Origin of the sequence: Pantoea sp. 9140 (assembly GCF_000745295.1) — a bacterium.
Lineage (GTDB): Bacteria > Pseudomonadota > Gammaproteobacteria > Enterobacterales > Enterobacteriaceae > Pantoea > Pantoea vagans.
The window spans coordinates 771,557-796,917 of the sequence record NZ_JQNO01000001.1; the positions used below are offsets into that span (position 1 = coordinate 771,557).

Here is a 25,361-nt window from a genome sequence, read left to right on the forward strand (position 1 = left end):
GCTACGGCTGCTTAACTAAGGGAGCCAGTTCTTTTGCCATTAACCCGGCGATAAACGGCTGGGCATCAGGATTAGGATGAATGCCATCCTGCTGCATCCACCCGGGCTTCAGATAGACCTGCTCCATGAAAAAGGGCACCAGAGGAATATCATGCTGCTGCGCCAGGCCAGGGTAGATGCCGCTGAACGCTTCGGTGTAGCGGCGGCCATAGTTGGCGGGCAGGCGGATCTGCATCAGCAGCGGCTTTGCATTGGCGGCTTTGACATCGTCGATGACTTTACTCAGATTCTGCGCGATAGCATCAGGCGGAAAACCGCGCAGACCATCGTTACCGCCCAGTTCGATTAACACCCATTGCGGCTGATGCTGTTTTAATAGCGCAGGCAGACGCGCCAGTCCCTGTGCGGCAGTATCGCCGCTAATGCTGGCGTTGACCACTTTCGGTTTTTGCTGCCACTGCTTATCGAGCAGGCTGGGCCAGGCCGCCGTGGCAGACATACGATAGCCTGCACTCAGGCTGTCGCCCAGCACCATCAGGGTATCTGCAGCAGCAAGACGCGACGCCATCAGAAGAATCAATAACAGGAAGGGATAATGCCAGCGGAAAACATTGTTGAAGTTCATCATCTTACTAAGTCCGTCGGTCAGGGAGAGCATCAGTTAACCATCCTCACCGGAGTTGAGTTGGTTGTCAAACCAGCCGAGACCATTGCGCTGATTGGCGAGTCCGGCTCCGGCAAGTCAACCCTGCTGGGCATTCTGGCCGGGCTGGACGATGGCAGCAGCGGCGAAGTTCATCTGCTGGGGCAGCCGCTGCACCAGATGAACGAAGAGCAGCGTGCGGCCCTGCGTGCCCGGCAGGTCGGCTTTGTGTTTCAGTCATTCATGCTGGTGCCGACCCTGAATGCGCAGGAGAACGTTCAGCTGCCATCACTCCTGCGCGGCGACAGCGACCGCCAGAGCCGCGAACAGGCACGGGAACTTTTGACGCTGCTCGGGCTGGGTGAACGTCTGCATCATCTGCCCGCTCAGCTGTCAGGCGGTGAACAGCAGCGTGTCGCGCTGGCCCGCGCCTTCAGTGGTCGTCCGGGTCTGCTGTTTGCCGATGAGCCGACCGGCAACCTCGATCGTAAAACCGGTGATCGCATCGCCGATTTGCTCTTTTCCCTTAATCGCGACTTCGCCACCACGCTGATTCTGGTGACGCATGACGAGCAACTGGCGGCGCGCTGCGATCGTCGTATGCGGCTGCGCGACGGTAAATTGTGGGAGGAGCAATGATCTGGCGCTGGTTCTGGCGCGAGTGGCGTTCGCCCTCGCTGCTGATTGTCTGGCTGGCCCTGACGCTGGCGGTAGCCTGCGTACTGGCGCTGGGGTCGATCAGCGATCGCATGGAAAAAGGGCTGAATCAGCAGAGCCGTGATTTTATGGCCGGTGATCGCACGCTGCGCAGCACCGATGCTGCGCCCGAAGCCTGGCTGGAAAAGGCGCGGGAAACCGGCCTGACGGTCAGTTCCCAGCTCACCTTTATGACCATGACCTTTGCGGATCAGTCACCGCAGCTCGCCTCCGTCAAAGCGGTAGATGACCGCTACCCGATGTTTGGCACGCTGCAGACGCAGCCGCCAGGACTGCGGCCGCAGGCAGGCACCGCGCTGGCAGCACCGCGCCTGATGGCGCTGCTGAATCTGAAAGTGGGCGACATGCTGGAAGTGGGGGATACCCAGATGCGCATCAGCGGTGAGGTGATTCAGGAGCCGGATGGCGGCTTTAACCCGTTTGAGATGGCACCGCGCCTGCTGATCAATCTGGCGGATGCCGCCAGAACCGGTGCGATTCAGCCTGGCAGCCGCATCACCTGGCGCTATAAATTTTCCGGCAATCCTGAGCAGCTGGCCCGCTATGACCGCTGGATTCAACCACAGCTGAAGGCGGATCAGCGCTGGATCAGCGTAGATAACTCAGAAGATGCGCTGGGCCGTTCGATGCAGCGCGCGCAGCAATTCCTGCTGCTCTCGGCCTTACTAACGCTGATGCTGGCGATTGCGGCTGTGGCGGTTGCCATGAGCCACTATTGCCGCAGCCGCTACGATCTGGTGGCGGTGCTGAAAACCCTGGGCGCAACGCAGGGCGCGTTGCAGCGGTTGATCATCGGCCAGTGGCTGGCGGTGCTGCTGTTCGCGGCGATTGCCGGAGGCGTTGTGGGACAGGGGGTGGAAGCGATCCTGATGACGATGCTGAAACCCGTGTTGCCTGCCAGCTTACCGGCGGCCAGCGTCTGGCCGTGGATCTGGGCTGTGGGTTCGCTGTTTGTGATTTCGCTGCTGGTGGGTCTGCGTCCCTATCGTCTGCTGCTGGCAACCCAGCCGCTGCGGGTGCTGCGGCGCGATGCGGTGGCAAATCTCTGGCCGCTGAAATTTTATATTCCGGTAATGATCGTGGTGGTGGTGGCGCTGTTAGCGCTGCTGGTCGGCGGCAGTAAAATGCTCTGGGCGCTGCTGGCGGGTGTGGTGGTGCTGGCGGGATTACTGGCGTTACTCGGCTGGGGAACCCTGCTGCTGCTGCGTCGGCTGGTGGTACGCAATCTGGCACTGCGACTGGCGATCAACCGGCTGCTGCGCCAGCCCGGGATGACGCTGAGCCAGCTCGCGGCCTTTTCGCTGTCGTTTATGCTGCTGGCGCTGCTGCTGGTGATGCGCGGCGATCTGCTGGATCGCTGGCAGCAGCAGTTACCGGCGGATAGCCCGAACTTCTTCCTGCTCAACATGACGGCGGATCAGGTGCCGCAGGTGCGTGATTTCCTGCAAGCGCATCAGATTAAGCCTGAAACCTTCTATCCGATTGCGCGGGTGCGGCTTAGCGAACTCAACGGTAAACCGGCCGATCCGAAACTGGATAATGCCCTTAACCGCGAGCTTAACCTGACGGCGCTGGCCGATCGCCCGGATCACAATCCACTGGTGGCAGGCAACTGGCCGCCGAAAGCGGGTGAAGTGTCGATGGAAGTGGAGCTGGCGGATCGGCTGGGGCTGAAGCTCGGCGATACCCTGACGTTCGACGGTGATACGCAGACGTTCAGCGCCCGTATTACCAGCCTGCGTAAAGTGGACTGGGAAAGTCTGAAGCCGAACTTCTTCTTTATCTTCCCGCCGGGTGCGCTCGACAGCCAGCCGCAGACCTGGCTCACCAGCTTCCGCATGGAGGCGAATCCTGTTCTGCTGGCGCAGCTGAACCGCGCCTTTCCGACGCTGAGTCTGCTGGATATCGGCAGCATTATGCAGCAGATCGGTCAGGTACTGACGCAGGTCAGCCGGGCGCTGGAGATCATGGTGGTACTGGTCACTGCCTGCGGTGTGTTGCTGTTGCTGGCGCAGATTCAGGTCGGGATGCGGCAGCGTCGGCAGGAACTGGTGGTCTATCGCACGCTCGGTGCGGGCAAACGCCTGCTGCGCACCACGCTGTGGTGTGAGTTTGCGCTGCTCGGCGTGGTCTCCGGCGTGGCGGCCGCAATGGGAGCAGAAGCGGCGCTGTGGGGATTACAGACTAAGATTTTCGACTTCCCATGGCAGCCTGACTGGACATTATGGCTGGCGTTACCGTTGTGTGGCGCGCTGCTGTTATCGCTCTGTGGCGGCTGGCTGGGAGTCCGGTTACTGAAAGGGAAAGCGCTGTTCAGGAAGTTTGATGCGGCATAAGGCAGGGCTGAAATAAGGCGGCGCCAGGCCGCCTTTGACCTTTATCCAGACGCACCCGTTACCCGCAATCGGGTAACGGGTTCAGGGAAACTACAGCTTTTCAACGGCCCAGGCGATGCCGCTGGCGTACTCTTCCGGAAGCTGAGGCACCAGCGCATTCAGCGCCGCTTTCAGCCGCTCTGCATTGCTGTCGGTCAGATTGAGGTGGCCCACTTTACGACCCGGACGCACTTCTTTGTCATACCAGTGCAGATGCACCAGCGGCTGCTGCAGCCAGCTGAGATTCACGTCGGTACCAATCAGATTCACCATTACCGACGGCGCAAACACCACCGGCTGCGGTAAGGCCAGGCCCAGAATGGCGCGCAGATGCAGCTCAAACTGGCTGATCGACGCACCGTTCTGTGTCCAGTGACCACTGTTGTGTACACGCGGTGCGAGCTCATTGATCAGCAGTCCGGCTGGCGTCACAAAACACTCCATCGCCATCACGCCCACGTAATTCAGCGCCTGCATGATCGCGCTCAGCATCGCTTCGGCCTGCTGCTGCTGTGTCTGATCCGCCTGCGGCTGTGCCACGCTGGTGCGCAGAATGCCGTCCTGATGCAGGTTATGCGTCAGCGGATAGAACACCACCGAGCCATCGTGACCGCGCGCGCCGACCAGTGACACTTCACCGGAAAAGTTAATGCCCTGCTCAACGATGCATTCGCCGTAGCATGCCTCTGGCAGCTGGTCAGTTTCATCAGCACGCAGACGCCACTGACCCCGTCCGTCGTAACCGCCGGTGCGGCTTTTCACAATCGCCAGCTCGCCCAGTGAATCAAACACCGCTGGCCATTCGCTTTTATCCGCCAGCAACTGCCATGGCGCGGTCGCCAGTCCCAGCTGATCCAGCAGCTGTTTCTGCGTCAGGCGATCGGCTAGACGTGGGAAAATATCACGGTTAACAAAAGCCGGATGACTCGCTAGCTCACGCGTCAGCGCCGTTTCCGGCCAGCGTTCAATTTCGGCGGTGATTACGCTGTCAGCGATCGGCAAGGAGGCAGGGTCGGCATCCAGACCTACCGGATAGACCGCGATGCCCAGCGGTTCACCCGCCTGGCGCAGCATACGGCCTAACTGGCCGTTGCCCAGTACGCAGACCGGCTTCATGCATCCACCCGCGGATCGGGATGGTTCAGCACCTCATCGGTCTGGCTCTCACGCCAGGTATTCAGGCGGGATGCCAGCGCACTGTCATGCAGCGCCAGAATCTGCGCGGCCAGCAGGGCGGCATTAGCCGCACCCGCTTTGCCAATCGCCAGCGTACCGACCGGAATACCGCGCGGCATCTGCACAATCGAATAGAGGCTATCGACGCCGCTCAGGGCCGCACTCTGCACCGGCACACCCAGCACCGGCACCAGAGTTTTTGCTGCCAGCATTCCCGGCAGATGCGCCGCGCCACCTGCGCCAGCAATAATCACCTGCAAACCGTTGTCCGCTGCCGTTTCGGCGAAGCTGAACAGTTTATCCGGGGTGCGGTGCGCAGAGACTACTTCAACATGAAAAGGGACGTCCAGGCTGGTGAGGATTTCAGCGGCGAACTGCATGGTGGCCCAGTCACTTCTGGAACCCATAACAATGGCGATGCGGGCCGGGGCGTTGGATGACATGCGGTCAACTCCTGTGAATAAACAAACAGACCTGGCCGGGCGGACAGGTTTTGAAGGGCACTGAGAATAGCATGACAACGACGCAAGGAAAACGGTTGCGTCGGCCAGATGTCGTGGATTTAACCGGCGATCAGAAGTCGAAATGGATAAGCTGAATGCCGCTGGCGTCGAGCTGAATCATCGAGCCACGGCTGTGCCAGGCACCCAGCACCGCGCGCTGCGCCGTTTCACCTTTTAAGCTCAGCGTATGGATTGCCGGGCGATGGGTGTGGCCGTGGATCAGCAGCGGCACCTGCTGGCGCAGCATCGCGGCGGCCACGGCATCCTGATTCACATCCATAATGGTCTGGGATTTGTGCTGGTTGGCCTGTTTGCTGTCGGCGCGCATCCGGGCGGCGATACGTTTGCGGATCCATAACGGCAGCACCAGGAACAGGCGCTGAATCCAGGGATTGTGCACTTTGGTACGAAAGCGCAGATAACCCGCATCGTCCGTACAGAGCGTATCGCCGTGCATGATCAGCAGCCGATGGCCGTAGAGCGTCAGTACCTGTTCTTCCGGCAGCAGCGTCATGCCGCTGGCGCGCGCAAAGCGTCGGCCAATCAGGAAGTCGCGGTTGCCATGAATAAAACAGACGGGAACTGGCAAGGCGCGCAGGGCGCGGGCAATCTGCTGATGCAGCGGATTGGGATCGTCGTCGCCAATCCAGGCTTCAAACAGATCGCCGAGAATATAGAGCGCGTCGCAGTGGGGCGCTTCGCGCTGTAAAAAATGCAGAAAACCGGCGGTAATCGCCGGTTCTTCCTGACACAGATGGAGATCTGCGATAAACAGCGTGCGGGACATTACTCGCTGACGGTCACTTTCTGGATCACGACGTCATCTTTTGGCACATCCTGGTGCATGCCGCTGCGGCCGGTAGAAACGGCTTTGATCTTCTCGACCACGTCCATGCCTTCAACCACTTCTGCGAATACGCAGTAGCCCCAGCCCTGAACGCTTTCGTCACGGAAGTTCAGGAAGTCATTGTCAGCCACGTTGATGAAGAACTGTGCGGTCGCAGAGTGCGGTGCAGAGGTACGTGCCATTGCCAGCGTACCTTTGGTGTTTTTCAGACCGTTGTTCGCTTCGTTCTGGATTTCATCTTTGGTAGCTTTCTGCTTCATGCCCGGCTCGAAGCCGCCGCCCTGAATCATAAAGCCGTTGATAACACGGTGGAAAATGGTGTTGTCGTAAAAACCTTCACGGCAGTAATCCAGGAAGTTCTGTACGGTTGCCGGCGCTTTATCATCGAAAGTTTTGATTACGATATCGCCATGGTTCGTCTGGAAAGTTACCATTTTTGTTGTCCTGTAAAGGTTGTGATCAGTTGCCGGGATCGCGCTCTTAACTGGCGTACCCCTTTTAGTCGACCGTTCTTATATCATAATTTCCAATGACGCGTCAGCAGCACGGCGCAGTTGGCTTGCTTTGCGTCGCGCGAGCGATAAAAATACGGCACAATGTCTGGATACTTAAAAAAGCCAACCACACGCGAAAACGGAACCGTTCAATGCTTAAGATTTATAACACCCTGAGTCGACAGAAAGAGGAATTCAAACCCATTCATGCCGGTAAAATCGGGATGTATGTTTGCGGCATCACGGTGTATGACCTCTGTCACATTGGTCATGGGCGGACGTTCGTGGCGTTTGACGTGGTGGCGCGCTACCTGCGTTACCTCGGTTATCAGCTTAACTATGTACGTAACATCACCGACATTGATGACAAAATCATCAAACGCGCCAATGAAAACGGTGAGAGCATCGAAACGCTGACCAACCGTATGATTGGCGAGATGCACAACGACTTCGCCGCGCTGGGGATCCTGCCACCTGATGAGGAACCGCGTGCCACCCGTCACATTGCGGAAATCATTGAACTGGTAGAAACACTAATCGCTCGCGGTCACGCCTATGTGGCGGACAATGGCGACGTGATGTTCGATGTGCTGAGCGACACCGATTATGGCGCACTGTCGCGTCAGGATCTGGAGCAGCTGCAGGCGGGCGCGCGGGTTGAAGTCGCGGACGTGAAGCGTAATCCGATGGACTTCGTGCTGTGGAAAATGTCTAAAGCGGATGAGCCAGCCTGGTCATCGCCGTGGGGCAACGGTCGTCCTGGCTGGCATATCGAGTGCTCGGCGATGAACTGCAAACAGCTGGGCACCCATTTCGACATCCACGGCGGCGGTTCGGACCTGATGTTCCCGCACCATGAAAACGAAATCGCCCAGTCGAGCTGCGCCCATGACGGTCCGTACGTCAACTACTGGATGCACTCCGGCATGGTGATGGTTGACCGCGAGAAGATGTCTAAATCGCTCGGCAACTTCTTCACCGTGCGTGACGTGCTGCAACATTACGATGCGGAGACGGTGCGTTACTTCCTGATGTCTGGTCACTATCGCAGCCAGCTTAACTATGGCGAAGATAACCTGAACCAGGCGCGTGCGGCGCTGGAGCGTCTTTATACCGCACTGCGTCACACCGACAGCAGCGTTAAAGCGCACGGCGGCGAAGCGTTTGAAGCGCGTTTCCGCAGCGCAATGGACGATGATTTCAACACCCCGGAAGCCTACTCGGTGCTGTTCGATATGGCGCGTGAAGTTAACCGCCTGAAAAGCGAAGATGGCGCTTCAGCACATGGGCTGGCGTCGAAGCTGCGTGAGATGGCTAACGTGCTGGGCATCCTGCAGCAGGATCCTGAGCTGTTCCTGCAAAGCGGCGCTCAGGTGAATGACGAAGAGGTTGCCGAGATCGAACATTGGGTGAAAGCCCGTGCCGATGCGCGTGCCGCCAAAGCCTGGGCGGAAGCGGACATTGCACGCGACAAGCTTAACGCGCTGGGGGTCATCGTCGAGGATGGGCCACAAGGCTCCAGCTGGCGTCGAAAATAAACCGGAGAGGGCGAGCAATCGCCCTTTTTTATTATGGCGATTGAACAGATTCAGATCCGCGGCTTCCGCTCAATACGTAACCTGACGTTGTCACTGCAGCAGCTGAATGTGGTGAGCGGTCCCAACGGCTGCGGTAAATCCAACCTCTACAAAGCGGTGCGACTGCTGCACGAAGCGGCCTCCGGTCGTCTGGCGCTGGCACTGGCTGACGAAGGCGGCATTCAGAAAACGATGTGGGCGGGTGGCTTGCGCCGGGGCGATCGCCGACACGATCCAAAGCGGCTGGAGCTGGCCGTGGTGATGGATGATATGGATTACCAGCTGGAGATTGGCTTTCCCGAGCCGCTGTCGACCAGCCTGTTCAACCTCGATCCGCTGGTGAAGCAGGAGCGCCTCTGGCTCAGCGGTCAGCGTCGTCGCCCTTCTGCCTGCATCATGCAGCGAGAAAATCAGACCGCCTTTCTGCACAACGTTGAAGGGGATCGCGTCGCTTATCCGGCGGTGCTGCATCCTGAAGAGTCGCTGTTTGGTCAGCTTGGCGAACCGCATCTCTACCCGGAACTTTCCCAGCTGCGTGAACGACTGCAGCAGTGGCGCTTTTACCATGAGTTCGCCGTCTGGCCTGGCTCACCGATTCGTGCGCCGCAGATTGGGGTGCGTGCGCCGGTGCTTAGCCACGATGGCAGCAATCTGGCGGCAGCCTGGGCAACCATCGTGGAGCGTGGTCATTCAGAACTGTTGTCTGAGGTGATGACGCAGGCGTTTCCCGACAGCCAGTTTGACGTCGACGTGCAGAACGGTCGCTTTCAGATGCTGATGTCCCGCCACGGCATTCTGCGTCCGCTGGAGAGCGCGGAGTTTTCAGACGGCACGCTGCGGTTTCTCTGTCTGGTTGTGGCGCTGCTCAGCCCGCGCCCACCCGCCTTTATGGCACTGAATGAGCCGGAAAACAGTTTGCATGAAGATCTGTTGCCTGCGCTGGCGCGTTTAATCGCCGAAGCCAGTCAGTATAGCCAGCTCTGGATCACCAGCCATTCACCCCGCCTCGCGACACTGATTGCACAGCACACGGCGGTGAATCATATTGCACTGGAACAGCGGGAAGGGGAGACGTGTGTCGCGGGGGATGAACTGCTGTGACAGCGTCCCCGCAGGGACGCCCGGGAATTACTCAACGACAGTGATGCGGAAACCGGCAAATTCCACGGTCTGACCGGCAACGATCTTGCAGCGCTTGCGGGTCTCCACCGCGCCATTGACCTTTACTTCACCTTCGGCAATCACGACTTTCGCCTGTGCGCCACTCTGAACCCAGCCTTCCAGCTTCAGCAGGTCACACAGATCGACGTGCTGGAATTTACCCAGTGAAAAACTTGCCATTTAAACGTCCTCTTTATCGTGAAACTCTTCGCACGCCTGCAGCGTGTTTTGAATCAGTGTTGCGACTGTCATCGGTCCGACACCGCCCGGTACCGGGGTAATGTAAGAAGCGCGCTCTGATGCGCTGTCAAAATCAACGTCGCCCACTACTTTGCCGCTGTCCAGACGGTTAATGCCCACGTCGATAACGATGGCACCGGGTTTAATCCAGTCGCCCGGAATAAAGCCAGGCTTGCCCACCGCAACGACCAGCAGATCGGCGTGCTCAACGTGATGGCGCAGATCTTTGGTAAAGCGATGGGTGACGGTGGTGGTGCAGCCCGCAAGCAGCAGCTCCATGCTCATCGGACGACCGACGATGTTGGACGCCCCGACCACCACAGCGTTCAGGCCGTAGGTGTCGATGTTGTAACGCTCCAGCAGCGTCACGATACCGCGCGGCGTGCAGGGACGCAGCGTTGGCGCACGCTGACACAGGCGACCAACGTTATAAGGATGGAAGCCATCGACATCTTTATCCGGCGTGATGCGCTCCAGCACCTTCACATTATCGATGCCCGCTGGCAGCGGCAGCTGCACCAGGATGCCATCGATTTCGTTGTCCTGATTGAGCTTATCGATCAGCTCCAGCAGCTCAGCTTCGCGGGTGGTGGCAGGCAGATCGTAAGAGCGGGAGTGGAAACCGACCTCTTCACAGGCGCGGCGTTTGCTGGCCACATAGATCTGCGATGCCGGGTTTTCACCCACCAGTACCACGGCCAGACCTGGCGCACGTTTTCCGGCGGCCAGACGCTGCTTCACTTTGTCCGCAACCTCAACGCGCACCTGCTGCGCAATCGTTTTACCGTCAATAATTTTTGCTGCCATCAGAGAGGAAATCCACTGTGTTGTGTTGAATCGGGGAAGGGGGCTATTTTGTCAGAAGCGCGGCGCGCTGTCAGTCACAGTTTCAGCCGCGTATGCGCTTTCCGGCTTTTTCGTCGCGACGAGTGCCTGCCTGCATGCGTATGATATCTGCAGGACAATCCGGGGACGATGTAATGATTTGGATAATGCTTGCTACTCTGGCGGTGGTGTTTGTCGCTGGATTTCAGCTGCTCACCGCTGGCTCACGCCACGCCGCTCAGCGGCTCAGCAAACGGCTGCAGCTGCCACCGGTACAGGTGGAATCAATGCTCTCTATGATGGGGAAAGTGGCGGCGAAAGAGTTTACCGACTATCTCAGCAGCGATAATGAAACGCATCTGCATAACGGTGCGGCGGTACTGCTGATCTGGCAGGTGTTAATTGTTGACGGCAGCGAGGAGAACAGCCAGCGCTGGCATGCCATTCTCAGTCGTGCCGGTTTTCCACCGCTTATCAGCCGCCAGCAGTTGCTGCTCGCGCTGGGCTTTCTGCGCCAGCTGGAGCCGGACAGCCAGGAGCTGCACGCACTTCGTGAGCAATACAATGCGCGTTTCACATCACAAGGGATTGAGCTGGAAGGAGAATTTACCGGCACCAGCAAACTCGTGTCGCTCAGCGAATGGCGCAGGCGTCACTGACGCCAATTGGTTATTACCGCAGCACTTCGCTGCGGTGAAACGGCAAAAACGTTGACGTACCCGCTTCCCGACGTATAATCCGTGCCATCTCCATGCGCCCTTAGCTCAGTTGGATAGAGCACCGGCCTTCTAAGCCGTAGGTCACAGGTTCGAATCCTGTAGGGCGTACCAATATCTTTCAGTGACTTACGCCAGCTTCAATCCTACCTGATTATCTCCTTGTGTCGTATTTGTGTCGTTCTCACCCAAAAACCTCTCGCGGGCGGCTTTTCTGTGCAAACAGGCTCACTTTTCTAAAAGATAGAAATGCAATGACATATCCAACTGTAGTGAATGATATGGACCTCCGTTAGCTGGTATTCCTGACCGGTGCGGGGTCATACACTAACACTTTCAAAGTGGCGCTGACGTTTGGCAAGCACCACAACGACGTGCTCCTAAAACACGAAGCGTTATCAGTCAGTGCTCAACAGAGTTCATAGAGCGCAATTCTATGCTTTGCCATGAAGACAGTAAGTTAAAGGTTCGCCAGTTACAGCGCCATTGAAGCGGAAAGGCGACAGGCAAAGCAGAGTAGCGCACTCAGGTGGACTTTTTGCTAGCCAAACCTGTCTTTGAATTTACGATCGCTGTTTCTACGGTTCATCTTGCTATTGCAATACGGGCAAAGATGCTGCTTTTTGCCATCTATCTTCCAGGTGAAGTATTTCTTTTTAAATCCAGTACCGCAAATATCACATCGCCTTGGTTTAAATATTCCTGCGATGATCACAAGGACAACGATGCCAATAATCCATTCCATAACATTCTCCTTTTTAAATTACCAAACCAAACGGGTGACATTTTGCTCTAGGTTCTCATGCATTGGGTACGTTGGGCCACTTCTTATAAGCGAAGACATAGAGGGTAAAGAAGTGCAAGCCGGGGAATGATAGTAGCAGAGCCATTTTCCATCCAAATCCCGCTTTCTGAGCCATACGAAAGCATGGAATAAACATGAAAAACCAGATTATGAACGTTATCGCTGCGAGTGGGTTTGGTTGTTCCATTGTGATTTCTCCTTGATTTGCCTTCTCTGGTATATCGGCAGCCGCGCTATGAATTTTAGCAAACTTGACCATTTTCCACTTTGTTGCGACCACTCCGTACCATGATTCATCTCATCTTTTTTGGGGATAGCGATATGAAGGGGCTGATTTTTAGTGCGGTAATTGAAACATTGTTTTCCGGCTGGGTCTATACAGGCATTAACTTCGATGAATCAAAGCTAGCGAATGTGAATAAAAGGGATGCCACTAAGCAGGAGATCATTTCCTGCTTTGGCAATCTATCGATAACTACGTTAGATTCAGATCAGAGACGGTATTGACCCGGTATATAGATATAGCCTCTGCTGTCCAGTAGATAAAATCGATCATTACTTACTGCGAGGTTCACAGTCCAAAGTATGTCTTTGTGAATTTTCCCGTTTATAAAAATACAGCGTGTTGTCTCTGATACAGGTTGACCCGTGCAGTGTGATACCTTAAGCCAACACAGATCTATTCACACATGGATTCCTATGGATAACATTGATAATGCCAGACGAGTTTTAGAAGAAAATACTAAAGTGCTCTACGGTATCTTTGGCATCATTGATTTTTCAGGCTACTTTCCTCCGTTGCCTTTCCTGAATGAATTCTTCATCGCTGGCAGTGATCCCTGTGACCAGGATGGCAGGATGAGTTGCTGGCGTCCCTTTACACTTACGATCTCCGAATATGAAGAGGTGAAGGCATGGTGGGTTTCATCTCGCCCAGGCACGGTTGAATCTCCACTTAACAGCGAGTGCTGGAGTGACTGGATTCAGGAGATCCTGGAATAATCAATCTGCTATCAATGCGAACCTGAGTGAGCATTCGTTCAGTTGACAGAAATCTGCACTCGCAGAACTGTTGCCCTGTAGTGAGAAAAAATTAAAGGGATATCTATGTGTAATTGCAGACAGTTGCCACCCTGGGTGGCTGAAATTGAATCCATTGAGCGGGGTTTTGCATTTTCAGGGGCTTTAATTCATAAGCACTATTTCGAAACACCGGAAAGTGACTATCTTGAACCACAGCTTGATTATTCTCATTCCCGGTATCGCTGTCTGGAATGCGGTCAGGAATGGTATATTGAGTGTTCTCCGGAACAGACACCTTTTCCAGAGTTTGCCTTTAAGGTAAACGAATTAATGCGGCTACCTTCAGAGAACGAGGTACAGGCGGCCAAACAGTATCTATGCATACTTGCGCATGGTGGATTTAGTTCAGAAAAGTGCAGGATGGCTGGGTGCAAAAATCATAAGGTTCTGGGGCGCGAATTATGTCATTTACATATTCCATTTCCATAGGAATGCTTAATGGGTTCAAATGTGGTTCATCGACAGAGCGATAAAATCGCGGTGCAAAATGTCTGGTATACTGTTGGGAAATCGACGAGGTAGGGTTATTTTTCTTAACTGATTTAAAAAATCCTGGCCAGGGTATACAGAGATGCTGAGCTTAATCCATAACACCTGACTAAAGAAAAAGGATTTGAATAACGGATTATTAGCATGCAGGCCTCATCATTATTTGTGACACTAGCGTCCTCAATCTGCCGCTCCCCAACCCGAAGCGGCATCCTTTCACCTCAACGCCATTAACCCGCAACTACACCCGACAATGCCAGCACCTGCTTCTGTTTCTTTGCAGGCAGCTTGTTCAGCTGCGCTAACGCGTTAACCAGTTGTTCATCGACAGGCTCGGGTGGCTTCACGGTCAGCACGATACGGCCCTCTGTGACACTCACCTCAACTTCGGTGCCGGTGGTGAATCCGGTGGCTGCCAGCCACTGGCCTTTCATAATGATCGAGGGAATACGGATATAGTCTGGATACCGGCTGGCGTAACTCACCGTTAATTTACGCCGGGTAATGGAAGGGTCTTCTGGATTTAAACCAACTGCATTACACTCTGACTCAGTCATGATCTCTATTCTCGCTAAATAGTGGTTGTGATTAGCGATCCAGGGGTGCTCCAACACCTCTGGTTCGCGCTAAATACCTGTATATATAATCAACAAATATGAATAAAGTCCAGCTGAAAATCAATGTAAATCAGCGAGTTTCCTCACAGTTAAAACGTTATTATTTGCGGCACAGATCGCAAAATAAAGTAATTAACTGCTGCACTTTCATGTGAAGTAAAAGTGATAAAGGATTCGGATTCCCTGGAGTTAAAATATTGCCTTTCATCTGAATGTAATTATTTATAAAACGCTACAGATCCTGAATTCAGGTAACTGATTATTCCGCCTGTACTTATCTCTCAAGCCTTTAAACCTGCCAGCCACAATTCTGAGTAAACAAACTGCCACACCACGCCCGGACCCAAAAATTTACGACACCTTTTTTTCCTTCCGCCGCAATGCCATTATAGCCGCCTCTTAACCATCTACTCCGGCCAGCCCGCCACAGAGCACATAAACAGGGAGCACTCCGTCATGGAAAGTAAAAATCTTGTTGATATTGCTGAGGCCTTTCCTCAGTCAGCCATCGATCTGAAATACGCCACCGCCGACAACCTGACCGGTCAGCCGATCTACCGCGACGCACGCTGTCTGCTGCATGTTGATGCGGCAAGAGCGCTGGCGAAAAGTATCGATATTGCAAACGTGGCGGGCTATTCGCTGCTGATCCTCGACGCGTACAGGCCACCTGCCGCGCAGGCAATTCTGTGGCAGGCCTGCCCTAATCAGGATTATGTAGCACCGCTGACGCGCGGATCAAACCACAGTCGTGGTACGGCGGTAGACGTGACGCTGATCGACGAGCAGGGCGAAATCGTGGATATGGGGACCGGCTTCGATGAGATGAGTGAACATTCCCATCCTTATCATCCTGCGGTGCCACTTCAGGCACAGCGCAACCGGCTGATGCTTAATGCCATCATGCTGGGTGGTGGCTTTACCGGTATTGCAACCGAATGGTGGCATTTTGAATTACCCGGTTCAGAAAGTTATCCGCTGATCGACGGCGTATTTGGCTGTTATTCCTCATCGCAGGCAGAAAATATCAGCCTGTGAGAAGACATAACAGTTTTGGTATATCTGTTGAGAGGAATGCAGAAAGCGGTATTCCTACAGATGAGCAGAAGGGCAGAGCGATAAAATAAGCGGGTTCGGGCAGGGTGATAACCAAAAATAGCGTAACGTGCAGAAAAGAAATAAGCCGTGGCAGGTGCCACGGCTAACGCTTTATGCAGATTGCCACTCGCTTTCGACATCCGCTTTAGATTTAGACAGGATGACTTTATTATCATCAACGTCTTTCACCCAGCTGAATGGAATAATGTGGTGTTTGCCGCCTGCTTCAGGATCGCTTTTCGCCAGCTTGATTTTGTCGTCGCCTTCGAAATGATCAACAATCCCGACGTGTTCGCCATTCACATCAACAACCTGTGCGTGATCCAGAATCTCTGATTTATCTACCATGTTGACTTAATCCTTATGTTTGATGAGTTCAGTTGCCCTCAGACAGAACAAGCCTGGTTGTTAATCGCGGTTTGCGCCAGGCAATTAACAAAATGAAATAGTTAAGCCGACTGGACCTGAACGCGATGATTTGTTTACGCGACACGAAAAAACGAAACCGCTAACCGATCCCGATGTTTACAGTTTCGGGTCTGCTCAGCTAAGCACTTTCCAATCCGGTATGTTCAGATTTGCCGCGATCCTCTCCGGCTGTTTCACCAATCAACGCTATGATAATCAGGCCTGTCGCCGCGCCCGGGTCTGCCTGAACGCAGCGATTTAACTCACATAAAGGAGTGCCTATGTCTGCAGTCAGCTCAATGACCACCGAAGGCGGCGTCTGGATTAATCAGCCGCCGGTACACAGTCTTGATGGCGATACGCTACAGTTCGAAACCGCGTTAAACAGCGATTTCTGGCAGCGCACCTGGTACGGCTTCGAACGGCATAGCGGCCACGCTTTTGGCTTCTGGGTGGAAAATGATTTTACCGTTCAGGTGCAGGTGAGTGCGGACTTCAGCCAGCTCTACGATCAGGCCGGTCTGTTTATTCAGGACAGTGAAACGCACTGGGTTAAAGCGGGCATTGAGTTTAACGATGACCAGCCTGCCATCGGCAGCGTGGTCACGCGTGAATGTTCTGACTGGTCTACCGGTGTATTCCCTGGTGATGCGCGTCAGTTCTGGCTGCGCGCCACGCTGGAAAAGGCAGTATTACGAATACAGTACTCCACCGACGGGCTGACCTGGCCGCTGTTGCGACTCTGCCCATGGCCGGGTCAGGCGCGGCGTTTTGTCGGCGTGATGGGCTGTTCGCCTGAACGCGAGGGGCTGGCGATCCGTTTCAGCGACTTCACGCTGGGTCCGCCATCCGGCAAAGCCCTGCACGACCTTTCCTGACTTCATTGCATATCATCGCGGAATCAGCTTAATTGTCAGGTCCGAATTTGCGATGACGCGTCGTCCATACCGAACGACGCCTTTACAGGGAAAGCTATGCGTTGCGCCATCTTACTGACCCGGCTGCTGGTCATCTTCTGCTGTACCGGATGGGCAGAGCAGGCCGCAGCCGATACCGTCTGGCTGAATAATGGCGATCGGCTGACCGGCACGATCCGTTACCTCAGCGACGGCAAGCTGGCGATTGAGACACACTACGCGGGCACCGTCACCCTGGCGTGGAATGCGGTCAGTACGCTCGCCAGCGACAATCCGGTTAATGTCGAAAACAAAAAGACCGGCGAACACTATCAGGTGCGGCTCTCTTCGTCCGATCCCGGTTATGTCTGGATGGAACGCAATGAGCAGGAGCAGCAGGTCTCCGTCAGTCGCATCGATGAGTTTATGAAAGCCAAAGTCCGCACCGATCAGCTCGCCTGGACCGGCAACATCGATGCGGGCGTGAAGGTCAAAAAAGCCTCCACCAAGACCGACGACTACAGCTTTGCGCTCAACACTAAACTGAACCAGGGCAAATGGCGGCACGATATCGGTGCGACCTACAATCGCGAGCAGGAAAACGCGAGCATCAACACCAATAACTACAGCCTGCGCTACGCCTTCGACTATCTGGTCAGTGAGCAGTTCTTCTGGCAGACCCGCGCCACCTACAAGCGCGACTGGGTAGAGAACCTCTCACGGCAGGCGCTGCTCGGCACCGGCCCCGGTTATCAGCTATGGGACACCGAACTCAGTTCCTTCTCACTCTCGCTACTTGGCGGTGCCTTTGAGTATGGCTACAGCGACGATCGCGAAGAGCGGCATTTTGGCGGCTCGCTGCGCTGGAACTATCAGCGCTATCTGCTGGGCAAGTCGGTCACGCTTTACAGCAACGGCGATGTCGGTCACTCACTGGATGATGACGGGGTATTTATGCTGGATGCCGAAGTCGGGATGCGTTACAGCCTGACCTCCTGGTCAACCTTGCACCTTGGCTATCATCGCAATCTGGTCAGCGGCATTCCCGATACCCTTAACGAAGGCATCTTCTCCACCGGATTAGGCCTGAAGTGGTAACCCGCTGATAGTGGAGTCGCAGCAAATCCTTACTGTTTTTATCCGGTTACCGGCCCGGCTTTGGCTAAGCTGCATATACTGTCACAACGGGAATGCAGAAGATGATCGTAAGCAGCAGGGTGTATCGTCCTGGAAGTGCGGGCGAAGAGGTCGACGTTGAAGATATCAGTGAAGTGATCAAAGAGCCGGAAGCGTTTATCTGGCTCGGGCTGTGGCAGCCAGACGCTGAATTTATGGCGAAGATTAAAGAGGAGTTCGGCCTGCACGAACTGGCAGTTGAAGATGCGCTTAATGCCCATCAGCGACCTAAAATCGAACATTACGGTGACTCACTGTTTATCGTGGTCAAGACAGTATGTGCAAAGGATGACAGCTGCGAACTGGGCGAAACCCATTTCTTTGTCGGAAAAAAATTCCTGATCAGCATCCGTCATGGCGCATCTGAAAGCTATACCCCGGTGCGGCAGCGGGCGTCTGAAAATCCGGCGCTGCTGAAGCTTGGCCCTGCCTGGCCGCTCTACTGCCTGCTTGATTTCATTGTCGATCGTTATGCCGCGCTCTCCACCTCGCTGAATGAGCGGGTGGGGCAGATGGAGAACGATCTCTTCACCAGCGAATTTGACCGTAAGTCGGTCCAGTCGGTCTACACCATGCGGCGTCATCTGCTGTCATTGCGCAATGCAGCGCTGCCGGTGGAAGAGATCTGTAACCAGCTTATCCACCTGCATGAAGATCTGATCCCGCGTCCGCTGCGCGCCTATATCCGCGACGTGCAGGATCACGCCCGCCATGTGGTGACTGACGCGGAAGATATGCGTGAGATGCTGACCAGCGCCATGCAGGTCAATCTGGCACTGGTGACGGTGCAGCAGAATGAGGTGGTCAAAAAGCTGGCGGGCTGGGGCGCGATCCTGGTGATCCCGACCGTGGTGTTCAGCATGTACGGCATGAACTTCGAACATATGCCAGAGCTGAAATCGCTGTATGGCTATCCGCTGGCGGTCGGGCTGACGCTGCTGGCCTGCGGTGGGTTGTGGGCTAAACTGCGCCGATCGGGCTGGCTGTAAGGCAGCTGTCTCATAACGGCGGGGCTGGATTAATTATCCGCCTCGCTTAATTTTATTTTCCTTTATTTAAGCGAGGCGGGAATGGCTCGCGATAATAACTTTATTTCACCGCTCTTTACGTTGTCACAATAAAATCATCTTCAGCGTGTTCGTTATTACAGGCTCGCCGGAACTGGCTGGTTTTTTATTTCTTCACTACGATAAACAGATAACCTTATAAATACGCTTTCTGCTGGTGAATTAATCCCGATGCTGATGTCATGCAGCCCCGGCAGGCGCGATCATTTTCCGGCCAGGAGAGAGTCAGATGAAAGTACGTCTGCCTGCGTGTCTGTTCACGCCAGGCACTCACCCCAGTGTGTCTGCGCCGGAATACTCCCCTTATGAATGACAGCGACTGGGTATTAATTATTGCCCGGACGCAGTTTGCGCTGACCATGGGCATGCATATTACGCTGGCGGCGCTGACGCTGGGGCTGGCCCCGTTTCTGGTCTGGTTTGAGGCGCGCTGGCTGTGGGGAAAGCAGCAGGCCGCCCGGGATGCGCTTCACTTCTGGCTGAACATTTTTTCCTTGACGGTGGCGATTGGTGCCGCCTCTGGCGTAGTTATGGAGTTCCAGTTTGGTACGCACTGGGCGCGCTTTTCTCATCAGGTTGGTGGCGTGATTGGGCCATTAATGTTTTATGAGGTGCTGGTCGCTTTTTTTCTGGAATCAGCGCTGACCGGCGTGATGCTGTTTGGCTTCAATAAAATCCGGCCTGGTGTGCATTTTGCGGTGACCTGTCTGGTGGCTATCGGGGCATTGCTGAGCGCATTCTGGATTCTGGCCGCCAATTCCTGGATGCAGACGCCGATCGGATTTACGCGCAATGAGAACGGTGTTTTTCTGGCTGAAAGCTGGCGGTCGATTCTGCTGTCACCCTCTTTTCCCTGGCGTTTCAGTCATATGGTGGTGGGGTCGCTGATTGCCGTCGCGGTGTTGATGATGGGCGTTGCGGCCTGGCGACTGCGGCATTTTAAGGGGGAGTCAGCTTCACGGCTGATACTCAACAGCGCGCTAACCTTTCTGCTGTTTGCCGTTCCGCTGCAGATTGTCCTTGGCGATCTGCACGGTGAAAATACCCGCGACTATCAGCCCGCTAAACTCGCGGCGATGGAGGGGAGCTGGCGTCCACCTGCGCAGGGTAAGGGGGAACCGCTGCGACTGTTCGCATTACCGGACCAGCAGGCGCAGCGTAACCATCCGGAGGTGAACCTGCCCGCTCTTGGCTCGCTCTATCTGCGGCACAACCTCACTGGCCACATCAAAAGCCTCAGTGAATTCCCTGCAGAGGCCATTCCACCGGTGCTGCCGGTCTTTTTCGCCTTTCGCCTGATGGTGGGGCTGGGACTGATTGTCTTACTCACCACGCTGACTGCTAATGTTCAGCGCTGGCGTGGGCGGCTGGCCGTATCAGGGCGATTAATGCGCTGGATGGTATGGCTCTCGCCGGCGGGCTTTATCGCACTGCTCTCTGGCTGGGTCGTGACGGAAGTGGGGCGTCAGCCGTGGACGGTCTACGGCATGTTACGCACCGCAGAGAGCGTTTCACCCCTGTCTTTCGGTGCCACGCTGGCCATTTTCGTGGCCGTGCTGCTGATCTACGCGCTGGCTTTTGCCCTTGGCTTACACTATCTGCTGCGCCGGGTTAAGGGTGAACTGCCGTCGGGACAGCCGGTCGTCATTGAGCTAAAAACGCCACATTAGGAGTCTGTGATGGCCGATCTCTCCGCGCTGATTATCTGCCTCTCCCTGCTGCTCTATCTGCTGCTGGATGGCACTGACCTGGGCGTGGGGATGCTGTTTTGCTGGTTTCATGCGGAGGAACAGCGTGAACTGATGACGCACAGCATTCTGCCGGTCTGGGATGCGAACGAAACCTGGCTGGTGCTGGCGGCGGGCGCGCTGCTGGCGCTGTTTCCGCCGGTCTATGCTCTGCTGTTCAGCCAGCTGAGCGTGCCGCTGTTTGCCATGTTACTGGCGCTGCTGATGCGGGCGATGGCACTGGAATACCGCGCCCGGAGTTCTTCACAGCTGCGTCACTGGCTGGACCGCATCATGGCGGGCAGTTCGGCACTGGCGACCTTTATTCAGGGCTGGTGCGCCGGGATGATCATTAGCACGCAGCCGCAAACCGGCCTGCCGGATGGCCTGAGTCTGGTTCCGCTGATCAGCGGCGTGGGGCTCATAGCGATCAATTCGCTGCTGGCCTCCTGCTGGATCGGCTGGCGCATCGGTAACAGGGTGCAGCCGCTGGCAGCGGCACAGAGCTGGCTGTGGTGGCTGCTGGCGCTGATGATCTTCCTGGTCGAATGCTACCTCAATGCGGATATCTGGCAGCAATGCTGGCAGCGGCTGCCGGGTAAGGTCGCTGCTGTGGCGATTATGCTGCTCTGGCTCGCCCTGCCGCTGGCCTTGTGGCGAGCCCGGCCGCTGGTCCAGTTCATCCTGACGCTGATGCTGATCGGCGCAGTTTTTACCGGCCTGCTGTGCGGTCTCTATCCCTGGCTGGTGCCACATCAGTTCAGCATCAGTGAAAGCGCCTCATCACCGGTCACGCAGGGCTTTGTGCTGGTGGGGGCCGCGATTGCTATGCCGCTGACGCTGCTCTACCACAGCTGGTCGTTCTGGGTTGAGCGACGAAAGAAATAATGTCTGTCCGCTATGCTTCAGGCAGGGCGTCATCGGGGCGGGTGTGCTGAGAGGAGAGAATGAGATCGTGAAAAAAGATCATACAACAGCCGGGGATAGCCCGATAAAAGAGGATCTCCGCTGGGTTCGCCGTGAATGGCTGATTCAGCGGGCAGGGGAGTATCTGTTAATCCTGCTGGTCATCCTCGGTGCATGCGGACTCTTTTCCAAAGGTGTGCTGAGTGATACCCGCGCCCGCTCGCCCGACGGCACCATTCAGGTGGACTATGAGCGGTTTGGCCGCGTCGAGAGCAATATGGATATGCGCATACGTTACAACGCCCCGGTAGCCGACCGCTTTAACGTAACGATTGGCGGTGGCGCACTGGATAACCTGCAAATCCAGACGCTGCAGCCTCAGCCGCTGGAGGCGGTGACGATCGGCAGCGATCTGCGGCTGACCTTTTCTGCCCGTGACACCGGGCCGGATCACGCCATCTGGCTCGGCCTGCAGCCACGTAATCCGGGCCGCATTCACGTTGCCATTAATGGTGGCGATCATCCTCCGGTCCGTTTTACCCAATGGATCTATCCCTGACAGAGGCGCGTTATGGAAACGGTATTACGTGCTGCAGCCATTTACCTGGTGCTGATGGTGGTGTTCAAAATTGCCGGCAGACGCACCCTGTTGCAGATGACCTCTTTCGATCTGATTCTGCTGCTGATTATCAGCGAAGCAACCCAGCAGGCGCTGCTGGGTGACGATTTTTCGGTGACCGGCGCGGCGCTGACCATCATCACGCTGGTCACCATTGATATCGTGCTGGGCAAGCTGAAAAGCCGTTTTCCGGTGGTGGAGCAGGCAATCGATGGTGGCCCGGTGATTCTGGTGGAGAATGGTCATCTGCTGATGGAGCGCCTGACGATGACCGGTATCAGTCCTGACGATGTGCTGGAAGCGGCGCGATCCGGTCCGGGGCTTGAACGGTTCGATCAGATTAAATATGCGGTGCTGGAGGTCAACGGCCATATCTCGATTATTCCGCAGACTGATTAGCCGGGGGCTGATTATAGCCTCTGACCGGAACGGATTCATCTACGTCAGCGCCTCGGGTAACAGGAGGCGCTGGCATGATTTACCGTCATTTGCCTGTCAGGTCAGACTCCAGGCACCGCAACGATACTAACCGTTTAACGCTGCGCTTATTCTGCCGCTTCCCTTGTAATCCTGTGGATTTAGTTCAGACTCAGCACTCCACTCATGTTTTATTATCAGAGCTAGCCTGACCCCAATCAGCGTTATGCTTGTATAGTCAGGATCAAAGTGAATGAATTTAATCGTTTTATCTTCTATCCGGTTACCGGCTGGCATATTGGCCCCTTAAGCAATCATAAGGCGCTGGTCCTGCAGTTCGGTTATCTCGACCCTGAGGCCTCCCGCGAGCAGGCTCCGCAGGAGACGCTCTTTCTTGGCCTGACCATTGAGATGGCAAAAAAACTGGTCAGCAACCTCTCTGAACAGATCGAATACGCCGAAAATAATGTCGCTAAGCATTAATCCTGCGTTATCTGACTGACTGACCGGTGGGTGCATAAACCCGCAGTGCACGGGCGAGCAGGCGAAAATGTGCGGGTGTCTGACCGACAATCTCGCCGTCTGCATTGATATAGTGAGGACGACGCGTCTCAATGGTCAGTTCCGTGGTGCTGAATGCCCGCACGTTGCGCCAGCGGCCATGGGTGCCACGCCGCAGAAAGGGCAGCAGTGCAATGAGCTGCCAGCTATGCCGCAATTCCAGGCTGTAGACATCCAGTAACCCATCGTCGGGTGCTGCGCGCTGTTCCACCGTCATGCCACCCCCGTAGAAGCGCCCGTTGCCCACCGACACCTGAACCGTTTTGATCGCTACCCGCTGACCCTGATGCACCAGCGTGGCGCTGAACGGACGGCTCTGCCGCAGCAGCCGCAACGCCGCCAGGGCATAGCCGCCCACACCCCAGCGTTTTTTCGATTCTGCCGTAAGGTTATGCGCCAGCTCGGCCGAAAAGCCGATGCTGGAGACGTTGAGAAACAGGTGCTGATTAACTTCCCCCAGATCTACGGCACGCAGCTGTCCATCTGCGATAATTTTTACCGCCTGTTCAAGGCTGGCGGGAATGCCCAGCGTACGGGCAAAATCGTTGGCGGTGCCCAGCGGTAAAATGCCCAGCGGCAGGCTGGTCTGCATCAGTCCCGACGCGGCCGCGTTAAGCGTGCCGTCGCCACCGCCGACGATCACCGCATCGATGCGACCGGCATACGCCGCGATGAGCTGGCTGTAGCTGCGTGTCTCATCCTCGTCCGGTTGCAGCAGGGTGAACCCTGCCTGAACCAGCAGCGCCTTCGCCCGACTGGCCTCAATGCGTCCTTTACGTGAGCGCTGATTAATCAGCAACAGAGCCGTTCTTTGAGGATAAGGCATACTTTTTCGTCATCCTGCTGTCAAAATGGGGAACGAGACGGCAAGTACAGCATCGGCCTGACCCGTGAACAACCCTGTTTGCGCGACTTTACGTACCCGTTCCGTGCCATAAGCGGCGATAAAGATCGTCTACACTGCTTAAGGTCAGTTCCATATTGAGGCGTTGCGATGACAGAACACGAATTCAGAAAATTGTTAGCCGAACAGGGTTTTGATGAGCCATTGCTGATTGAGCGTTCCGCATCAGCCCAGCTTGATAATCACGTCCATCCTTTTGAAGCGCTGGCCCTGATTCTCAGTGGTGACATCACCATCAGTACCGAGCAGGGCGACACCACCTATCATCCCGGCGAGACGTTTCACCTGCAGCCGAATGAACTGCATCGCGAAGCATTCGGACCACAGGGCGTCAGCTATCTGGCGGGACGTAAATATGAGTAACGGGCAATCAGTATGAACGTGTCTGACGATCTGTTTACCCGGCTGACACGTTCGACGTTTCGTCAGCGCTTTCGACTGGGACACGCTGAGTACGATTATGCGAGCAGCAAAGGCGAGCCGGTTTTGCGACAGCACGCCGCAGAATTTGTTGCACAGCGGCTGGCGCCTGCTCAGCCGGAAAATGATGGCAAACAGACGCCGATGCGCGGCCATCCGGTATTTATCGCCCAGCACGCCACCGCGACCTGCTGTCGTGGCTGTCTGAGCAAGTGGCACCACATCGGGCAGCATCAGCCGCTGAGCGCTGAGCAGCAGGAATATGTGGTGACGGTGTTACTGGCGTGGATCGCCCGGCAGATGCAGCAGCCAGCACCGCCCGCCCGCGTGAGCCGGAATAAGCCGAAACCGGACGACGATCCGCAGCTGTCGCTCTGGTAATGAATAAAAAAGCTACAGTCAGCGGCTTTTTCTGGTGAAAACTGGCCCTTTTTCATTCCTGGTTTATTCTTAAATCTTTCCTGGGAAGGCTATGCCAGGATTAAAACCTACACGGCAACGATGAATACAGAGGGAATTATGAAGAAATCAATTATTGCACTGTCTGCTATTTTGCTGGCCTCGCCAGTATTTGCTGCTACCACCACAGATAATACCGTCGCGGAAGCGCATAAAGGCGCTGATACTGCGAAAGAAAAACTGCATCAGACCCAGAACGAAGGCAAAGAGCTGAAGCTGAAGTCTGAGCATGCCGCTGAAGGCAAAAGCCACACCACCGGTAGCAAAATCACCGAAGGTGCTCAGAAAGGCTGGCACAAAACCAAAGAAGGCACTGAAAAAGGCTGGGATAAAACCAAGCAGGGTGCTGAAGATCTGAAAAACAAAGCGACCAACTAAGACGCTGGTTTTCAGATAAAAAAAAGAACCCACCGGAAGGTGGGTTTTTTTATGGCA

Annotated in this window: 29 protein-coding genes and 1 tRNA gene; 19 read left to right on the forward strand and 11 right to left on the reverse strand. The window is 55.5% G+C overall.

What is annotated here, in order from left to right; all coding sequences use genetic code 11:
* Window position 1: 1 nt before the first annotated feature.
* Complete coding sequence (gene tesA, locus FA92_RS03600) at window positions 2-628, reverse strand: multifunctional acyl-CoA thioesterase I/protease I/lysophospholipase L1 (protein WP_187266175.1); 627 nt, start codon at window positions 626-628, stop codon at window positions 2-4.
* On the opposite strand from tesA, the gene ybbA reads away from it, so the two are divergent.
* On the forward strand, window positions 596-1,282 hold the full coding sequence (ybbA, locus tag FA92_RS03605; protein ID WP_033782227.1) for a putative ABC transporter ATP-binding protein YbbA: 687 nt from the start codon (window positions 596-598) through the stop codon (window positions 1,280-1,282). The genes tesA and ybbA overlap by 33 nt on opposite strands.
* Window positions 1,279-3,696 (forward strand): putative ABC transporter permease subunit YbbP, encoded by a 2,418-nt coding sequence (ybbP, locus tag FA92_RS03610; protein WP_033782230.1) that lies wholly within the window; start codon window positions 1,279-1,281, stop codon window positions 3,694-3,696. The genes ybbA and ybbP overlap by 4 nt, the downstream gene beginning before the upstream one ends.
* Window positions 3,697-3,786: 90 nt before the next feature.
* On the opposite strand, the gene purK is transcribed toward ybbP, so the two are convergent.
* The 4 genes from purK to ppiB form a co-directional block, all read right to left on the reverse strand.
* Window positions 3,787-4,851, reverse strand: coding sequence for a 5-(carboxyamino)imidazole ribonucleotide synthase (purK, locus tag FA92_RS03615; protein WP_033782233.1), 1,065 nt, complete (start codon window positions 4,849-4,851; stop codon window positions 3,787-3,789).
* Entirely contained in the window at window positions 4,848-5,354 is a 507-nt protein-coding gene (purE, locus tag FA92_RS03620; protein WP_033782237.1) for a 5-(carboxyamino)imidazole ribonucleotide mutase, read from the reverse strand. The genes purK and purE overlap by 4 nt, the downstream gene beginning before the upstream one ends.
* A gap of 130 nt (window positions 5,355-5,484) precedes the next feature.
* The gene (gene lpxH / locus FA92_RS03625) at window positions 5,485-6,201 is read right to left on the reverse strand and encodes a UDP-2,3-diacylglucosamine diphosphatase (RefSeq protein ID WP_033782239.1); all 717 of its coding nucleotides are present in this window, start codon (window positions 6,199-6,201) and stop codon (window positions 5,485-5,487) included.
* Window positions 6,201-6,695 carry a peptidylprolyl isomerase B gene (gene ppiB / locus FA92_RS03630; protein ID WP_013357047.1) on the reverse strand — a complete coding sequence of 165 codons (495 nt, stop codon included), beginning with the start codon at window positions 6,693-6,695 and terminating at the stop codon, window positions 6,201-6,203. Before ppiB ends, lpxH begins: the two co-directional genes overlap by 1 nt.
* A 212-nt stretch (window positions 6,696-6,907) precedes the next feature.
* Between ppiB and cysS the strand changes: the two genes are divergently transcribed.
* On the forward strand, window positions 6,908-8,293 hold the full coding sequence (gene cysS, locus FA92_RS03635; protein ID WP_033782242.1) for a cysteine--tRNA ligase: 1,386 nt from the start codon (window positions 6,908-6,910) through the stop codon (window positions 8,291-8,293).
* Between the two features lie 33 nt (window positions 8,294-8,326).
* Complete coding sequence (locus FA92_RS03640) at window positions 8,327-9,433, forward strand: AAA family ATPase (protein ID WP_033782244.1); 1,107 nt, start codon at window positions 8,327-8,329, stop codon at window positions 9,431-9,433.
* 27 nt (window positions 9,434-9,460) lie between these two features.
* Here the strand turns inward: FA92_RS03640 and ybcJ are convergent, their stop codons facing one another.
* On the reverse strand, window positions 9,461-9,673 hold the full coding sequence (ybcJ, locus tag FA92_RS03645) for a ribosome-associated protein YbcJ (RefSeq protein ID WP_033782246.1): 213 nt from the start codon (window positions 9,671-9,673) through the stop codon (window positions 9,461-9,463).
* Entirely contained in the window at window positions 9,674-10,540 is an 867-nt protein-coding gene (gene folD, locus FA92_RS03650; protein ID WP_033782248.1) for a bifunctional methylenetetrahydrofolate dehydrogenase/methenyltetrahydrofolate cyclohydrolase FolD, read from the reverse strand.
* A gap of 173 nt (window positions 10,541-10,713) precedes the next feature.
* Here folD and FA92_RS03655 point away from each other — a divergent pair, with 173 nt between their 5' ends.
* Both FA92_RS03655 and FA92_RS03660 read left to right on the forward strand, forming a co-directional pair.
* Window positions 10,714-11,217, forward strand: a complete 504-nt coding sequence (locus tag FA92_RS03655; RefSeq protein WP_033782250.1) for a DUF1198 family protein — start codon at window positions 10,714-10,716, stop codon at window positions 11,215-11,217.
* 94 nt (window positions 11,218-11,311) lie between these two features.
* Window positions 11,312-11,388 (forward strand) — tRNA-Arg (locus FA92_RS03660).
* Between the two features lie 427 nt (window positions 11,389-11,815).
* Here the strand turns inward: FA92_RS03660 and FA92_RS03665 are convergent.
* Window positions 11,816-12,019 carry a hypothetical protein gene (locus FA92_RS03665; protein WP_033731807.1) on the reverse strand — a complete coding sequence of 68 codons (204 nt, stop codon included), beginning with the start codon at window positions 12,017-12,019 and terminating at the stop codon, window positions 11,816-11,818.
* Window positions 12,020-12,778: 759 nt separating this feature from the next.
* Between FA92_RS03665 and FA92_RS03675 the strand changes: the two genes are divergently transcribed.
* Window positions 12,779-13,081, forward strand: a complete 303-nt coding sequence (locus tag FA92_RS03675; RefSeq protein WP_033782251.1) for a hypothetical protein — start codon at window positions 12,779-12,781, stop codon at window positions 13,079-13,081.
* 800 nt (window positions 13,082-13,881) lie between these two features.
* Here FA92_RS03675 and FA92_RS03680 read toward each other — a convergent pair.
* A complete protein-coding gene (locus FA92_RS03680) occupies window positions 13,882-14,208 on the reverse strand; it encodes a SymE family type I addiction module toxin (RefSeq protein WP_033782253.1) in 327 nt (108 codons plus the stop codon).
* A 516-nt stretch (window positions 14,209-14,724) separates the two neighbouring features.
* Here FA92_RS03680 and ddpX point away from each other — a divergent pair.
* Window positions 14,725-15,306, forward strand: a complete 582-nt coding sequence (gene ddpX / locus FA92_RS03685; RefSeq protein ID WP_033782254.1) for a D-alanyl-D-alanine dipeptidase — start codon at window positions 14,725-14,727, stop codon at window positions 15,304-15,306.
* Between the two features lie 171 nt (window positions 15,307-15,477).
* On the opposite strand, the gene FA92_RS03690 is transcribed toward ddpX, so the two are convergent.
* On the reverse strand, window positions 15,478-15,714 hold the full coding sequence (locus FA92_RS03690) for a DUF2171 domain-containing protein (RefSeq protein WP_013357057.1): 237 nt from the start codon (window positions 15,712-15,714) through the stop codon (window positions 15,478-15,480).
* Between the two features lie 341 nt (window positions 15,715-16,055).
* On the opposite strand from FA92_RS03690, the gene FA92_RS03695 reads away from it, so the two are divergent.
* The 8 genes from FA92_RS03695 to FA92_RS03730 all read left to right on the forward strand — a co-directional run bounded on the left by FA92_RS03695 (window position 16,056) and on the right by FA92_RS03730 (window position 23,065).
* A complete protein-coding gene (locus tag FA92_RS03695; protein ID WP_051926452.1) occupies window positions 16,056-16,652 on the forward strand; it encodes a DUF1349 domain-containing protein in 597 nt (198 codons plus the stop codon).
* A gap of 96 nt (window positions 16,653-16,748) precedes the next feature.
* Window positions 16,749-17,768, forward strand: a complete 1,020-nt coding sequence (locus tag FA92_RS03700) for a DUF481 domain-containing protein (protein ID WP_033782256.1) — start codon at window positions 16,749-16,751, stop codon at window positions 17,766-17,768.
* A gap of 101 nt (window positions 17,769-17,869) precedes the next feature.
* Window positions 17,870-18,835 carry a magnesium and cobalt transport protein CorA gene (locus FA92_RS03705; RefSeq protein ID WP_013357061.1) on the forward strand — a complete coding sequence of 322 codons (966 nt, stop codon included), beginning with the start codon at window positions 17,870-17,872 and terminating at the stop codon, window positions 18,833-18,835.
* A 383-nt stretch (window positions 18,836-19,218) separates the two neighbouring features.
* Window positions 19,219-20,583, forward strand: coding sequence for a cytochrome ubiquinol oxidase subunit I (locus tag FA92_RS03710; RefSeq protein ID WP_033782259.1), 1,365 nt, complete (start codon window positions 19,219-19,221; stop codon window positions 20,581-20,583).
* 9 nt (window positions 20,584-20,592) lie between these two features.
* Entirely contained in the window at window positions 20,593-21,528 is a 936-nt protein-coding gene (locus tag FA92_RS03715) for a cytochrome d ubiquinol oxidase subunit II (protein ID WP_033782261.1), read from the forward strand.
* Between the two features lie 67 nt (window positions 21,529-21,595).
* Window positions 21,596-22,105 carry a hypothetical protein gene (locus tag FA92_RS03720; protein ID WP_197061483.1) on the forward strand — a complete coding sequence of 170 codons (510 nt, stop codon included), beginning with the start codon at window positions 21,596-21,598 and terminating at the stop codon, window positions 22,103-22,105.
* Window positions 22,106-22,117: 12 nt separating this feature from the next.
* Entirely contained in the window at window positions 22,118-22,564 is a 447-nt protein-coding gene (locus tag FA92_RS03725; RefSeq protein ID WP_033782263.1) for a YetF domain-containing protein, read from the forward strand.
* Between the two features lie 267 nt (window positions 22,565-22,831).
* Complete coding sequence (locus FA92_RS03730; protein ID WP_033782265.1) at window positions 22,832-23,065, forward strand: hypothetical protein; 234 nt, start codon at window positions 22,832-22,834, stop codon at window positions 23,063-23,065.
* A gap of 7 nt (window positions 23,066-23,072) precedes the next feature.
* On the opposite strand, the gene FA92_RS03735 is transcribed toward FA92_RS03730, so the two are convergent.
* Complete coding sequence (locus FA92_RS03735) at window positions 23,073-23,969, reverse strand: lipid kinase (RefSeq protein WP_033782266.1); 897 nt, start codon at window positions 23,967-23,969, stop codon at window positions 23,073-23,075.
* 168 nt (window positions 23,970-24,137) lie between these two features.
* On the opposite strand from FA92_RS03735, the gene FA92_RS03740 reads away from it, so the two are divergent.
* The 3 genes from FA92_RS03740 (at window position 24,138) to FA92_RS03750 (ending at window position 25,304) form a co-directional block, all read left to right on the forward strand.
* Window positions 24,138-24,410, forward strand: a complete 273-nt coding sequence (locus FA92_RS03740; protein WP_033782269.1) for a cupin — start codon at window positions 24,138-24,140, stop codon at window positions 24,408-24,410.
* A 12-nt stretch (window positions 24,411-24,422) separates the two neighbouring features.
* Entirely contained in the window at window positions 24,423-24,848 is a 426-nt protein-coding gene (locus FA92_RS03745) for a DUF4186 domain-containing protein (RefSeq protein WP_033782272.1), read from the forward strand.
* A 138-nt stretch (window positions 24,849-24,986) separates the two neighbouring features.
* A complete protein-coding gene (locus FA92_RS03750; protein WP_033731819.1) occupies window positions 24,987-25,304 on the forward strand; it encodes a hypothetical protein in 318 nt (105 codons plus the stop codon).
* The last annotated feature ends 57 nt before the right edge of the window (window positions 25,305-25,361 follow it).